The 12,802-nt window shown below is 62.3% G+C and carries 14 protein-coding genes and 1 other RNA gene; 5 read left to right on the forward strand and 10 right to left on the reverse strand.

Translation table 11 applies throughout. The features are described from left to right. Positions 1–204 precede the first annotated feature (204 nt). The 3 genes from AC1ECK_RS17190 to lptF are packed head-to-tail and all read right to left on the reverse strand — an operon-like array spanning position 205 to position 2,845. The gene (locus AC1ECK_RS17190) at positions 205–582 is read right to left on the reverse strand and encodes a sirohydrochlorin chelatase (protein ID WP_480321165.1); all 378 of its coding nucleotides are present in this window, start codon (positions 580–582) and stop codon (positions 205–207) included. A gap of 10 nt (positions 583–592) precedes the next feature. Next, entirely contained in the window at positions 593–1,741 is a 1,149-nt protein-coding gene (gene lptG, locus AC1ECK_RS17195) for an LPS export ABC transporter permease LptG (RefSeq protein ID WP_480321166.1), read from the reverse strand. A 3-nt stretch (positions 1,742–1,744) separates the two neighbouring features. Continuing rightward, positions 1,745–2,845: an LPS export ABC transporter permease LptF gene (lptF, locus tag AC1ECK_RS17200; protein WP_480321167.1), complete on the reverse strand. Its 1,101-nt coding sequence runs from the start codon at positions 2,843–2,845 to the stop codon at positions 1,745–1,747. Between the two features lie 134 nt (positions 2,846–2,979). Here lptF and AC1ECK_RS17205 point away from each other — a divergent pair, with 134 nt between their 5' ends. From AC1ECK_RS17205 to AC1ECK_RS17215, 3 genes are all read left to right on the forward strand, one after another. Further along, positions 2,980–4,506 (forward strand): leucyl aminopeptidase, encoded by a 1,527-nt coding sequence (locus AC1ECK_RS17205; protein WP_480321168.1) that lies wholly within the window; start codon positions 2,980–2,982, stop codon positions 4,504–4,506. A 49-nt stretch (positions 4,507–4,555) separates the two neighbouring features. Beyond that, positions 4,556–4,972 carry a DNA polymerase III subunit chi gene (locus tag AC1ECK_RS17210; protein WP_480321169.1) on the forward strand — a complete coding sequence of 139 codons (417 nt, stop codon included), beginning with the start codon at positions 4,556–4,558 and terminating at the stop codon, positions 4,970–4,972. Between the two features lie 106 nt (positions 4,973–5,078). Next, entirely contained in the window at positions 5,079–5,615 is a 537-nt protein-coding gene (locus AC1ECK_RS17215) for a DUF2486 family protein (RefSeq protein WP_480321170.1), read from the forward strand. Positions 5,616–5,634: 19 nt separating this feature from the next. On the opposite strand, the gene AC1ECK_RS17220 is transcribed toward AC1ECK_RS17215, so the two are convergent. Together AC1ECK_RS17220 and ilvD are read right to left on the reverse strand one after the other, a co-directional pair. After that, a complete protein-coding gene (locus AC1ECK_RS17220) occupies positions 5,635–5,961 on the reverse strand; it encodes a c-type cytochrome (protein ID WP_480321171.1) in 327 nt (108 codons plus the stop codon). 102 nt (positions 5,962–6,063) lie between these two features. Beyond that, complete coding sequence (ilvD, locus tag AC1ECK_RS17225; RefSeq protein WP_480321172.1) at positions 6,064–7,737, reverse strand: dihydroxy-acid dehydratase; 1,674 nt, start codon at positions 7,735–7,737, stop codon at positions 6,064–6,066. A gap of 217 nt (positions 7,738–7,954) precedes the next feature. Here ilvD and AC1ECK_RS17230 point away from each other — a divergent pair, with 217 nt between their 5' ends. Together AC1ECK_RS17230 and lgt are read left to right on the forward strand one after the other, a co-directional pair. After that, entirely contained in the window at positions 7,955–8,947 is a 993-nt protein-coding gene (locus AC1ECK_RS17230) for a LysR family transcriptional regulator (RefSeq protein ID WP_480321173.1), read from the forward strand. 129 nt (positions 8,948–9,076) lie between these two features. Beyond that, complete coding sequence (lgt, locus tag AC1ECK_RS17235) at positions 9,077–9,982, forward strand: prolipoprotein diacylglyceryl transferase (protein ID WP_480321174.1); 906 nt, start codon at positions 9,077–9,079, stop codon at positions 9,980–9,982. Between the two features lie 126 nt (positions 9,983–10,108). Here lgt and AC1ECK_RS17240 read toward each other — a convergent pair whose 3' ends face one another. The 5 genes from AC1ECK_RS17240 to AC1ECK_RS17260 form a co-directional block, all read right to left on the reverse strand. Then, positions 10,109–10,831 carry an SIMPL domain-containing protein gene (locus AC1ECK_RS17240; RefSeq protein WP_480321175.1) on the reverse strand — a complete coding sequence of 241 codons (723 nt, stop codon included), beginning with the start codon at positions 10,829–10,831 and terminating at the stop codon, positions 10,109–10,111. A 272-nt stretch (positions 10,832–11,103) separates the two neighbouring features. After that, positions 11,104–11,562, reverse strand: coding sequence for an EVE domain-containing protein (locus tag AC1ECK_RS17245; protein WP_480321176.1), 459 nt, complete (start codon positions 11,560–11,562; stop codon positions 11,104–11,106). Positions 11,563–11,696: 134 nt separating this feature from the next. Continuing rightward, positions 11,697–11,878, reverse strand: a non-coding RNA gene (ssrS, locus tag AC1ECK_RS17250) — 6S RNA. 108 nt (positions 11,879–11,986) lie between these two features. Next, on the reverse strand, positions 11,987–12,301 hold the full coding sequence (locus AC1ECK_RS17255) for a cell division protein ZapA (RefSeq protein ID WP_074302088.1): 315 nt from the start codon (positions 12,299–12,301) through the stop codon (positions 11,987–11,989). Beyond that, the gene (locus AC1ECK_RS17260) at positions 12,298–12,654 is read right to left on the reverse strand and encodes an ATPase (protein ID WP_480321177.1); all 357 of its coding nucleotides are present in this window, start codon (positions 12,652–12,654) and stop codon (positions 12,298–12,300) included. Before AC1ECK_RS17260 ends, AC1ECK_RS17255 begins: the two co-directional genes overlap by 4 nt. Positions 12,655–12,802 lie beyond the last annotated feature (148 nt).

Consider the following 12,802-nt stretch of genomic DNA (forward strand, 5'->3'; position numbering starts at 1 on the left):
GGACCATTCCGTGGTGGCTTGAGTGGCGGACACCTACGGGCTAGCGGTTGTCAGCCCGCTTTCTTTTGCCTACTTTTCTTTGCGGCGGCAAAGAAAAGTAGGTGCCGCCCCGCACAGGGGCAACGCCAATAGACCGATAAGAAAACAAGGAAGGGCCAACGCCGTAGGCAAACCACCAAACAACAAGGTGCCGCAGGCAAAACCCTAAACCTTCACTTGCCGAAGGCAATAAAGAGCAACAGCATCGAGCACAGAATCGTCTTCCCCCACAGCAGTGGAACAAAGAACCTGAACCCCAGGATGCGCATCACGACAAACCTCGAGCACCGCAGGTAAATCCCGCCTAACATGCCCACCTTGCCCAAAAAACACGGGCACGACAGTAACAGCCGAACACCCCAGAGCAACCTGCTCACCCACAGCCGTAGGCAAATCCGGCTCCATCAACTCCAGAAACGCCAACGCAACAGGCCCGGCGGCGCCATGAGCCGCCCGCACCTTGTCAGCCAGCCGTTCAAACGGCTCAGCCCAACGAGGATCCCGCGCCCCATGCCCAAAAAGCACAATCCCATGCAAGGCCATGGCGAAACTCCTAATGCCGGTCGACCCACTTCAACCCAACCAACCCGAGCACCAGATACACCAACCCAGGCGTAGCCGCAGTCAAAGGCGCAGGCCAGGTATTCAACATACCCATGTGCGAGAACAAGGTGTTGAACAACTGGAAACTCATCCCCAGCATGATCCCGCCAAACACCTTCACACCCACCACGCCCGCTCGCGTATGCAGATACGCAAACGGCAACGAAAGTACCAGCATCACCAACACCGCAAACGGATACAGCAGCTTGCGCCACAGCGCAATCTCATACCGTTGCGTGTCCTGATGATTCTGCTGCAAATGCTCGATATAGCGGAACAGGTTGAACATCGACATATTGTCCGGCGACACCAGCAGCACCGAGAGAATCTGCGGCGTCAGTTCCGAGCGCAACGAATACTCCGGCAGTGTCGTCTGGTTCGCGCGGTACACCGGATTCAGCGCGTCCTTCGGCGTGTTCGCCGCCGGCGCCACGTCGAGCAATTGCGTATCGGTCACGTCCTTCAGCAACCAGTGCCCCGGCGGCTGGTACTTGCCGCTCTGCGCAATCCGTACGTTCGACAGGCGGAACTTCGAATCGAATTCGTAGATCCGCACGTCCGTAATCGTCGCATCCGGCAGCAGCTTGCCGACGTTCACGAAGCGCGTCACCTGCTCGCCGTCCGCACGTGCCGTCAGCGTGTCCTTCACCCATACGCCCGACTCGAAGTTGGTCGACACCGCCGAACCCAACGCCTCCAGCCGCACGCGCTCCGACAACTGATCCGTGTACGGTCCGACCACCTCGCCGATGATGTAAGTCAGGATCACCAGCGGAACGCCGATCTTCAGCAGCGAGCGCAGTGCCTGGTTCGTCGCGAGACCCGATACCCGGAAAATCGTGTACTCCGAGTTCGCCGCCATTTGCGCAAATACGTAGATCGCGCTGATCAACGCGGCAACCGGAATGATTTCGTAGAAGCGCGACGGCGTTTGCAGCGCCACCCGCAGCACCGCATATTGGAACTTGTAGTTGCCGTGGCCGACCGAGTTCAGTTCGTTGATCAGGTCGAAGAAGAAGAACAGACCCGAAAACGCAAACAGGACAAAGAGAAACGTAAGGTAGACCTGGCTTGCGAAGTACTTTTCATAGATCCGCATCGGTCAGGCTCCCTGCGACGAACGGCGGAACATCGCCCGCGAAAACAGCGGCCGATTGCGCACGCGCAGCCAGAAAATGAATGCCACGACTCCCGCCACGATCACGTGCAGCCCGATCAGGCCGACCGGGAACGACATCTTGCCCTGCTCGATCCACGACTGTACAACGTTCAACAGGTTCGAATACGTCAGATAAATCAGCACCGCCATCACCAGGTTGATGGTGCGGCTGCGCCGCGGATTCTGGTGAGCGAGCGGTATGGCCAGCAGCATCAGGTTGATCGCAATCAGCGGCAAGCCCGCGCGCCATGCAAACTCGGCGAGGTTGTCGCGGGTCGGGTTGCGGAACAGTTCGAGCGTCGGCGTGCCGGTGGTGCTGGGCGTACTGACGACCGGCTGGCTCTGGATCTTCACGCCGTAGCGTTCGAACTCCATGATGCGGAAATCGGGTTTGCCCGGCTCGCCGTCGTAACGGCGGCCGTTTTCGAGCACCACGAAGCGGTCGCCGTTCTTGCGCGTCTCGGTGTGGCCGGTCTTCGACACGACCACGTTGACCTTGCCGTTTTCGGTGCTGGTCACGAAGACGTTTTCCACGCGCGACTGGTCGGGCGACATCTTTTCGATGAAGAACACCCGGTGGCTCACGGCCGATTCGCGGAACTGGCCCGGCGCCAGCAGCGAAACCTCGTCGCGCTGCTGGAAGCGCGCGCGGATCAGCTTGTTCTGCTGGTTCGACCACGGCCAGCCGACGAACACGAAGAACATGATGAGGATGATGATGGGCGTCGCAAACACGCCGATCGGCTTGATGAAGCGCGTGAGACTCACGCCCGAGGCCAGCCAGACGACCATTTCGGAGTCTCTGTACCAGCGCGTCAGGACGAACAGGATCGACACGAACAGGGTCGCGACCAGCATGATGGCCAGATAGCCGATCACGGTCAGGCCGATCAGGACCAGCACGTCGCGTGGGTCGATCTCCCCGGAGGCGGCGAAGCCGACGATCCGGATCATCATCGTCGTCAGCACGAGCGTCAGGAGAACCATGAACACGGCACCAGCCGTGTACGCGAGTTCGCGCTGGAGAGAGCGTTCAAAGATCATTGTTGATGAAGAGAGTGCGTGCCTTCGGGTGCGTGCGGGTCGATCCCATCAGCCCCCGTGCAGCCGCCGCGGGAAAAATAGCGGATAATTGCGGCTTTCATCCTAAGCCCAGATTTTATCCGAGGACAAGCGCGATGGACTTTAGCATAAAAGCCTGTGATTGGAGCAAAGGCTCGTCAAACGGGTTCCTGACTGGGAAGTCCGACTGCATCGTGATCGGCATTTTCGAGTCGCAAACGCTGTCGGGTGCCGCACTGGAGATCGATGCGGCCACCAAGGGTCTCCTGACCCGTATCATCAAAGCCGGTGACATGGACGGCAAGAGCGGCACCACCCTGTTCCTGCACGAAGTGTCCGGTATCGGTGCTTCGCGCGTCCTGCTGGTTGGCCTCGGCAAGCAGGATGCCTTCAATCAGAAAGCCTACGGCGACGCCGTGCGGGCCGCCTGGCGCGCCATTCTGGCCACCAAGATCGTCCAGGTCACTTTCACGCTGGCCCAACTGCCCATCCTCGAACGCTCGTCCGACTGGGGCGTGCGCACGGCCATCCTCGCGCTGCGCGAGCTGTCGTACAAGTTCACGCAGATGAAGAGCAAGCCGGATACCACCCCGAAGGCGCTCAAGCGCATCGTCTTCAGCGTCAACACGGGCGACGAGAAACTGGCCAAGGTCGCCGCCAAGCAAGGCGGCGCGCTTGCGAACGGCATGGATCTGACGCGCGACCTGGGCAACCTGCCGGGCAACGTCTGCACTCCGGCATACCTTGCCGACACCGCCAGGAAGCTCGCCAAAGACTGGAAGCTGAAGGTCGAAGTGCTGGGCCAGAAGCAGCTCGAAGCGCTGCGCATGGGTTCGTTCCTGTCCGTCACGCGCGGCTCGGTCGAACCGCCCCAGTTCATCGTCCTGCAGTACCAGGGCGGCGCCGCCAAGGCTGCCCCGATCGTGCTGGTCGGCAAGGGCATCACGTTCGACACCGGCGGCATTTCGCTCAAGCCGGGTGAAGGCATGGACGAGATGAAGTACGACATGCTGGGTGCAGGCTCGGTGCTCGGCACGATGCGCGCCGTCGCGGAAATGGGCCTGAAGATCAACCTGGTGGTGATCGTGCCGACCTGCGAGAACATGCCGGCCGGCAACGCCACCAAGCCGGGCGACATCGTCACCAGCATGAAGGGCCTGACGATCGAAGTGCTGAACACCGACGCCGAAGGGCGCCTGATCCTGTGCGACGCGCTGACCTACGCGGAACGCTTCAAGCCGGCAGCGGTGATCGACGTGGCTACCCTGACCGGTGCTTGCGTAATCGCATTGGGCCATCACAACAGCGGCCTGTTCTCGAAAGACGACGCGTTGGCGGGCGAGCTGCTCGACGCTTCGCGCGAAGCGTCCGATCCGGCGTGGCGCATGCCTCTCGACGAGGAATATCACGAGCAGTTGAAGTCGAACTTCGCGGACCTGGCCAACATCGGCGGCCGTCCGGGGGGCAGCATCACGGCGGCGTGCTTCCTGTCGCGCTTTACCGAAGCGTATCCGTGGGCTCACCTCGACATCGCCGGCACGGCATGGAAGAGCGGTACGGCGAAGGGTGCAACGGGGCGTCCGGTGCCGCTCCTGTCGCAGTTCCTGATCGATAGGGCCGCTGACGGTCGCGCTGCACAATGACCCATCGCAGTACCGATGCGCTGATTGATGCGATGAGGTGGAGCCGCCGATGACGAGAATCGATTTTCACTCGAACGTCGGCGATTCGCTGTTGTACGCGTGCCGCCTGGTACGCAAAGCGTACCAGGCCGGCCAGCCCACTATCGTGCTGGCCGAGCCGCCGCGGCTGCGCGCGTTCGACGAGCGCTTGTGGAGCTTTTCGCCACTCGACTTCGTGCCGCACTGCTACGCCGACAGTCCGCTCGCCGCGCAAACGCCGATCGTGCTGGCCGCCAGTCTCGACAACGTGCCGCACTACCAGGTGCTGCTGAATCTGGGCGCCGAGGTGCCGGCGCAGTTCGCGCGCTTCGAACGATTGCTGGAAGTGGTCGGTAACGCACAAGACGAGCTGGCTGCGGGCCGCGAACGCTATCGCTTCTACCGCGATCGCGGCTATGCTCTAAACAACTACAAGCAGGGCGGCTAGCGTCGCCGTGTCCCGGGTTTGACGGCTGCCGGCCGCCGCTGTCCGGGCTGGCCTGTTACATGGGAGGCTGGCGCGTCATCGCCCGATTCATCGACGGAGTCTATTCGTGCCCGATTCGTCCGATACTACTTTCGATACCTCGATTCCGGTCCTGCAAGAGATTCTCGTGCCGGGCAAGCCCGAGCAAGCGCGTGCGCCGCAGGGTCCGGACCAGACTCAAGCCCAGGCTGCGGAGCCGGCGGAAGGGGTAACCGTCCATCCCGTTACGCCTGCCCAGGTGCAGGCGTCCGAACTGCCGGAGCCGCCTGCGGCGGACGAACAGGTCAAGGCGCCGGAGTCAGCGCCGTTCGAACCCGGGTCGGCGTTCCACTTTTCCCGTGCGCAGGCCGTGTCCGCAGCGCCGGGCGCCAATCTCGACGCCGACGTGTTGGCCGAGCGTCTGCGTGGGCGTTTTGCCAGCTACCTGACGGGGGAAGGGCGCGCCGTGATCGAGGCGCGTTGCCGTGATGCGCTGCAGGACCACACCACGTGGCTGGTCAACCAGATTACGCGGGAAGTCGCGCTGGCGCTGGAGACGGAGATGACCGGCTGGGTGCGGGAAGCGGTCGAAGAAGAGCTGGCGCGGCGCTCCAAAGAGCATTGAGCGAGCCCTGAGCGCGCCCTTATTTCAGCGTCAGGATCCAGCCGGCCAAGGTGGCGGCCTGATCGGGCGTGAGTTGGGTGTTTGCGGGCATCGGCACTTGACCCCATACGCCCGTGCTGCCGTCGATGATCTTATGGGCGAGGTAGGCTTCCGCGTCGGCGCGTGAAGCGTATTTGGCGGCGACGTCATGCAACGCTGGCCCCATGAATGGACGGTTCACCGAGTGGCAGCTCATGCAGTTCTGCCGCTGCGCGAGGACGAGGCCCGGCGCCGATTCAGCCCGCGCCGGAACATGGATCGCGAGAGCTGCCGCAAGCGCCAGTGCTGCATACGACATTGTTTTCATACTGGTCTCCGTCGGTGCAGGTGCCCGACTCGTGGTGCAAGCATTATAAAAGGAAAGGGGCGCACGGTTTTCCGTGCGCCCCTTTGTGCTTGCTAAATAGTTTTAGCCCGTCACCGCCCCCCTGTTGGCCGGCAGCGCCAGCGCCGAGTACTTGGCCAGCACGCCACGCGTATAACGCGGCTTCGGTTGCTGCCATGCGGCGCGGCGGCGTTCCAGTTCGGCATCGTCGATGTTCAGTTGCAGCAGCAGCTTATGTGCATCGATGGTGATCGAGTCGCCTTCCTGTACGAGCGCAATCGTGCCGCCCACGAACGCTTCCGGCGCGACGTGACCGACCACCATGCCCCATGTGCCGCCGGAGAAGCGGCCGTCGGTGATCAGGCCGACGGTTTCGCCGAGCCCCTTGCCGATGATCGCCGAAGTCGGCGCGAGCATTTCCGGCATGCCGGGGCCGCCCTTCGGGCCGAGGTAGCGCAGCACCACCACGTCGCCCGCCTTGATCTTGTCGGCCAGAATGGCTTCCAGTGCGCTTTGCTCGTCGTCGAACACGCGGGCCGGCCCGGTAATGACCGGATTCTTCAGGCCGGTGATCTTGGCGACAGCGCCGTCCGTGGCCAGGTTTCCCTTCAGGATCGCGAGGTGGCCCTCCTTGTAGAGCGCCTGTTCGATCGGAAAGATCACCTGCTGGTCGGCGCGCGGCTTGCCTGGCACGTCCTTCAGTTCTTCGGCGATGGTCTTGCCGGTGATGGTGATGCAGTCTCCATGCAGGAGGCCCGCGTCGAGCAGGATCTTCATGACTTGCGGAATGCCGCCGGCCTTGTGCAGATCGGTCGCCACGTACTGGCCCGACGGCTTCAGGTTGCAGATCACCGGCACCTTCTTGCGCATGCGCTCGAAGTCTTCGATGCTCCATTCCACCTCGGCCGCATGCGCGATGGCGAGGAAGTGCAGCACGGCGTTGGTCGAGCCGCCCGTGGCCATGATCACGGCCACCGCGTTTTCGATCGACTTTTTGGTGATGATGTCGCGTGGCTTCAGATCCTTCCTGACCGCTTCGACCAGCACGCGCGCCGATTCGGCCGCCGAAGCCACTTTTTCCTGATCGGGATTGGCCATCGTCGACGAGTACAGCAGCGACATGCCCAGCGCCTCGAACGACGAGCTCATCGTGTTGGCGGTGTACATCCCGCCGCACGAACCCGTCGACGGACACGCGTTCCTTTCGATCCCTTCAAAATCTTCCTGCGACATCCGGCCGGCCGTGAATTCGCCCACTGCTTCGAACGACGAGACGATGGTCAGGTCGGTGCCCTTCCAGTTGCCCGGACGGATCGTGCCGCCATACACGTAGATCCCCGGCACGTTCATGCGCGCGAGGCCGATCATGCCGCCCGGCATGTTCTTGTCGCAGCCGCCGATCACGACTACCCCGTCCATCCACTGGCCCTGCACGCAGGTCTCGATACAGTCGGCGATCACTTCGCGCGACACCAGCGAGTACTTCATGCCCTCGGTGCCCATCGACATGCCGTCGGAGATCGTCGGCGTGCCGAAAATCTGCGGGTTCGCGTCGGCGCCCTTGACGGCGGCGACCGCTGCATCGGCGAGGCGCTGCAGGCCGGCGTTGCACGGCGTGATCGTCGAATGGCCGTTGGCGACGCCGATCATCGGCTTGTCGAAGTCTTCCTTCTGATAGCCGAGGGCGTAATACATCGAACGGTTCGGTGAGCGTGCGACGCCTTGCGTGATGTTCTTCGAACGTCGGTTGTACGGCATGGGGCCTCCGTTGTGTTTTGATCGCGGTGCCGGCGCGGGCCGCTCTGGGCCGGCTCGCCTGTGCTAGCTCCGGCTCAGGTGGATTCCGGCGCCTTCAGTCAGTTCCGGCGCTGTCCTGACCAGTTTAGGCGGTAGCACGTCGCACAAGGATGTCGTTTCTCGGCCTGTGCGTCCAATGTATTATTTTTGACTTATTAGGTCGTAAAATATATCAATCATGCTACCTATCACGCCCGATCTGCGCCAGTTGCGCTATTTCATCGCCGTGGCCGAAGAAAAGCACTTCGGCCATGCCGCCGCCCGTCTGTCGATGACGCAACCGCCGTTGTCACAGGCCATCCGCGCACTCGAGGAGACGCTCGGCGTCGCGCTGTTCGCGCGCACCAAGCGCTCGGTCGAACTGACCCCGGTCGGCGCCGACCTGTTGCCTGAAGTGCGGCGCCTGCTCGCCGGCGCGGAAGCGCTGCGGCCGCTGGCGCAAAGTCTCGCGCGCGGCGAGGCGGGGGTGTTGTCGCTGGCCTTCGTGTCCACCGCGGACTATGGCCTGCTGCCCTTGCTGTTGCGAGACTTCGGCGCCCGTCATCCGCGCGTGCGGCTGCAACTGACCGAGGCCACCAGCGACGTGCAGATCGACGAACTGGTGGCTGGCCGTATCGACGCGGGTCTGGTCATTGCGCCGCTGCCGCCGCGTCATGCGGCGCAATTGTCGTGGTTGCCGATTTCCCGCGAGCCGCTGGTGATTGCGATGTCGTCGGAGCTGGCGGCGCGTGTCGAAGGGCAGGGACACGACGACGGCACGGCGGCCGGCGCCGAGTGGCGCGACGCGCCGGTCAGCTTGCGCGATCTCGCCGACGCACCGCTTGTGATCTTCCCGAGGCGTCTGGCGCCAGGCTTTTATGACATCATTATGGATTGCTACGGCGTGGCCGGCCTCACGCCGCGCATTGTCCAGGAAGCGATCCAGATGCAGACGATCGTGAGTCTTGTCTCGGCGGGCATGGGTGTCGCACTCGTGCCGCAATCGCTGCGTAACCTGCGCCGCACCGGTGTGGTGTACCGGCCGCTGCGCGAATCGGTGCCCGCCATCGAAACGGGGCTCGTCTGGCGCACGGCGCAGGTGAGTCCGGTGCTGGCCGGGTTTATCGACATCGTCCGTGCGCATGCGGCCACCGTCGAGGCGCGCGCAGCAACACCGGTGCGCGGCGGGTGAAAGCTGAGCGGTTTACACTGCGCCTTTTTGCGCGCCTCTGCGAACGCATCGCGCGGCGCGCCGTCCAACGCCAACCCGCTGAGCTTTATCGAAGCCGCTTTTTGAACCTGAACTGCCCATAACAACACGATGCACATTCATCCCAATTTCGACCCGATCGCGATCCACCTGGGGCCGCTCGCCGTACGCTGGTACGGTCTGATGTACCTGGTGGCATTCATCATGGCGATCGTCGTCGGCCGGCTGCGCTTGCGTTTGCCGTACGTTGCGGCGCAAGGCTGGAGCGCCAAGGATATCGACGACATGCTGTTTTACGGCGTGCTCGGCACCATTTTCGGCGGTCGCCTCGGCTACGTGCTGTTCTACAAGGCGGACTACTACTTCGCGCATCCGCTCGACATCTTCAAGGTGTGGGAAGGCGGCATGTCGTTTCACGGCGGTTTCCTCGGCGTCACGCTCGCGATGGTGCTGTTCGCCTGGCAACGCAAGCGCTCGTGGCTGCAGGTCACCGATTTCGTCGCACCGATGGTGCCCACCGGGCTTGCGGCCGGCCGCCTCGGCAACTTCATCAACGGCGAGCTGTGGGGGCGCGTGACGGACCCGAACGCGCCGTGGGCGATGATGTTCCCAGGCGCCTCGAACGACGACGCCATCTGGCTCTCGCGCCATCCGGAACTGGCGGCGAAATGGCATTTGAACGAGATCTTCGCCCAATATCACATGCTGCCGCGTCATCCGTCGGAGCTGTATGAGATTGCGCTGGAAGGCATCACGTTGTTCTTCGTGCTGTGGTTCTTCTCGCGCAAGCCACGTCCGCTCGGCGCCATTTCCGCGGTGTTCCTGATCGGCTACGGCCTCGCGCGCTTTACGGTGGAATTCGCCCGCGAGCCTGACGATTTCCTCGGTCTGCTGGCCATGGGGCTCTCGATGGGGCAGTGGCTGTCGCTGCCGATGATCATCGTCGGCGTGGGCATGCTGGTGTGGGCGTACCGGCGCCGTGGCCGCGAAGCGGTCAAGGCAGTCGGCGCGAACTGATCCGGGCCGCGTCGAGAAAGAAAAGCCACGGCATGCCGTGGCTTTTTTGCGTGGTGCGGGTCACATGGGGAGCTCGAAGCAGGTTGCACACGAGCACCGCTGGCCCCGCAAAGCAGGACTTCCTCGTTACTTCATCTGTACCGAACCCGACACATTCACCGTGACCGTCGAGGTGCCGGCTTCGAGCGGCAGCGGTGCGGCAGCCTTGGCATCGGCTCCCATCGCGCGAGCGCTCATCATCATGGGACGCGGCATTACGCCGTTCTGTCCAACGTTCACTTCACGGATCGAATAGCCGCCATAGCCGAATGCCTGGGCGGCAGCGCCGGCCTGCTTGCGGAACGAGGCGATCGCTTCGCCGGTGAGCTTCTGTTCGGCGGCGCGCTGCGCTTCCGGCGACAGCGAGAACTGCACGCTGCCGACCTGCATGTTCGACGCCATCTCGCCGGCCAGCTTCGAGGCCGCCGCGAAATCATGCGATTCGAGTACCATTTCTGTGCGGCCGCGCCATGCGGAGATCCGGCCATCGCGATCGGTTGACGGATAGATCGCAAACGCACCGGTGCGGGCGGTGACGCCACTTACGCCTTTGGCCTGACGCAGCGCTGCGTCGGCGCGCTGGTTGAGCGTGCTGGTGAGGGCCGACGGATCACTCGCTTCCTGTTCGTAGAACAGCGTGATGTTCACTACGTCTTGCGGAACCTCGGCACTGGCTTGTGCGTTCAGTGACAGCACACCGGCCGGTTCGGCTTGCGTGACACCCTGCGCGTGGGCAGCGGCCGAGGCGAAGGCCAATGGAGTGGCGAGAGCCATGGCGAGTGCGATGGCACATGCGGTTTTTTGCTTCATTATTAGACTCCTTGCTTGAGCAGGTTATGCGCGATGACTGTGTGCGGGCTTCATGCGACGCGATGCTCGACATCGGGATGGGTCGTTCTACCCGATGGCACGCCGCTTGCCAGTCACGATTGTGGCCCGCGCTTGTGACCTATTTAGGCGTACCCACTCCCGCCTTGGTTCCCCAACTTGACAATTGGCTTGCCACGACGCGAGGCTACCCGCCCGGCCGCGAGCGTGGCGTTAGAGCCTGGTCCAGGTGCGCCCGTGCGCGCCGCGCGCAGTCAAACGAGGTGCTTGGTGATGAAGCGCCACTCGGCTTCGGTGACCGGTGTGATCGACAACCGGTTGCCCTTCGCGAGCACGCGCATGTCCGCGAGCTCGGCATGCTCGCGCAGCGCGGCAAGCGGAATCAGCGGGACTTTCTTCTTGAACACGACATCGACGAGCACCCAGCGCGGTGTCTCGGGGGACGATTTCGGATCGTAGTACGGGCTTTTTGCGTCGAACTGCGTGGGGTCGGGGTAGGGCGTCGACGCCACTTCGGCCAGACCGGCGATGCCCGGTTCAGGACAGCTCGAATGATAGAAGAGGACCTTGTCGCCGACCTGCATCATGTCGCGCATGAAATTGCGCGCCTGATAGTTGCGCACGCCCGTCCACGGCAAGATGCGTTGTGGTGCGTTGGCGAGGTGGTCGATGCTTGCTTCGTCCGGTTCGGACTTCATTAGCCAGTAGCGCATGAATCGAATTGAACGTTGAAAAGAAAGAGAAAACGCCGTAAATCAAGGCCTAAAAGTGTAGTCGCAAAAACGCAGACTCCAAAGCATAGACCAAAAGAAAAACGGCACCGGACTCCAGTCCGATGCCGTTTGATAAGGTCCCCGCCTTAGCCGCTAGGCCGGCATCCTGAACCTGAGGTTCAGAATTGGTCGCAGTTAGCAGCACTTCGGGTACATCAGACAGAGTGACGCGCACACCCGTGCTACAAATTTCCGCAACCGTGCACATGGCATTGGTTCAAGGAATATATGACCTTGGCGAACCAGGCAGGGAAGCTAAACTGATTGAATTCAAACGCTTGAAGGTCCCTTGTTGCTGCTTCTGAAACGGGACCGCGTGCTATGCGTGAATTCGAAATTGGCCGTGCAGCTACTTTAAACCTTTTTACTGCATGCTGTACTGTTGAATCACAGTACCTAGCTGTTCGTTCATTTGATGCATTGTACGCCGGATTTCCTCGGCGGGAAATGCTTCTCCGTGCCGCACGCTTGCTTGCAGCTTAAGCAGTTCCGATGCCAGCGACAACGCAGCCATCACCGCGATGCGATCGACGCCGCGCACATTGCTGTGCGCGCGGATCTTCGACATCTCGGCGTCGACGCGTGCCACCGCTTCGAGCAGCGCAGCTTCGGTTTCCGGCGAGCAGGCGAGACGATAGGGCTGGCCGAGAATCGATACTTCGATCTGCTTGGTGGTCATGCGTTTTCTCCGTGGCGGGTAACGGCGTTATCGGCCGCTTCTTCCTGCGGTGCTGCCTCGAGCAGATCGAGCTGGTTGTCCGGCTCGTTGTGCGCGCGTGCGCGCGGCAATTTTTCGAGGATCGCATTCAGGCGCACCTGAGCGTCGTCGATCTTGGCCGACAGGGCGTCGCGCTCGGCTTGCAGCGCATCGCGCTCTTCGCGCATCTGTGCGAGTTCGGCACGGGTAGCCTCGGCCTCGGCGCGCACTTGTGCGAGCTGGGTTTCGAGTGCTTGACGCGCTTCGTTGTGACGCTGGCTGATCGCAATCAGCCTGCCGATATTCTGTGAAAGTGTTTCGAGTTCGGTGAGCATGTGCTGCGTCCTCTAAAGACATGGCATTTTAGCGCGGAATGTCGCAGGTTCCGACAATTGTCTCGTTTCGAGACGTAACAGCATCGCTTTGTGCAGACTTCCGCTGCCGAAACGGCTGCAACGTAGCGCTCAATTGCCCTTCGATCCG

This window comes from Paraburkholderia sp. SSBN10T (assembly GCF_056619545.1).

What these genes read in the sequence shown, in the direction of transcription:
- AC1ECK_RS17190 (WP_480321165.1), bottom strand. Translation starts at nt 582, where the DNA reads ATGGCCTTGCATGGGATTGTGCTTTTTGGGCATGGGGCGCGGGATCCT.
- lptG (WP_480321166.1), bottom strand. Translation starts at nt 1,741, where the DNA reads ATGCGGATCTATGAAAAGTACTTCGCAAGCCAGGTCTACCTTACGTTT.
- lptF (WP_480321167.1), bottom strand. Translation starts at nt 2,845, where the DNA reads ATGATCTTTGAACGCTCTCTCCAGCGCGAACTCGCGTACACGGCTGGT.
- AC1ECK_RS17205 (WP_480321168.1), top strand. Translation starts at nt 2,980, where the DNA reads ATGGACTTTAGCATAAAAGCCTGTGATTGGAGCAAAGGCTCGTCAAAC.
- AC1ECK_RS17210 (WP_480321169.1), top strand. Translation starts at nt 4,556, where the DNA reads ATGACGAGAATCGATTTTCACTCGAACGTCGGCGATTCGCTGTTGTAC.
- AC1ECK_RS17220 (WP_480321171.1), bottom strand. Translation starts at nt 5,961, where the DNA reads ATGAAAACAATGTCGTATGCAGCACTGGCGCTTGCGGCAGCTCTCGCG.
- ilvD (WP_480321172.1), bottom strand. Translation starts at nt 7,737, where the DNA reads ATGCCGTACAACCGACGTTCGAAGAACATCACGCAAGGCGTCGCACGC.
- AC1ECK_RS17230 (WP_480321173.1), top strand. Translation starts at nt 7,955, where the DNA reads ATGCTACCTATCACGCCCGATCTGCGCCAGTTGCGCTATTTCATCGCC.
- lgt (WP_480321174.1), top strand. Translation starts at nt 9,077, where the DNA reads ATGCACATTCATCCCAATTTCGACCCGATCGCGATCCACCTGGGGCCG.
- AC1ECK_RS17240 (WP_480321175.1), bottom strand. Translation starts at nt 10,831, where the DNA reads ATGAAGCAAAAAACCGCATGTGCCATCGCACTCGCCATGGCTCTCGCC.
- AC1ECK_RS17245 (WP_480321176.1), bottom strand. Translation starts at nt 11,562, where the DNA reads ATGCGCTACTGGCTAATGAAGTCCGAACCGGACGAAGCAAGCATCGAC.
- AC1ECK_RS17255 (WP_074302088.1), bottom strand. Translation starts at nt 12,301, where the DNA reads ATGACCACCAAGCAGATCGAAGTATCGATTCTCGGCCAGCCCTATCGT.
- AC1ECK_RS17260 (WP_480321177.1), bottom strand. Translation starts at nt 12,654, where the DNA reads ATGCTCACCGAACTCGAAACACTTTCACAGAATATCGGCAGGCTGATT.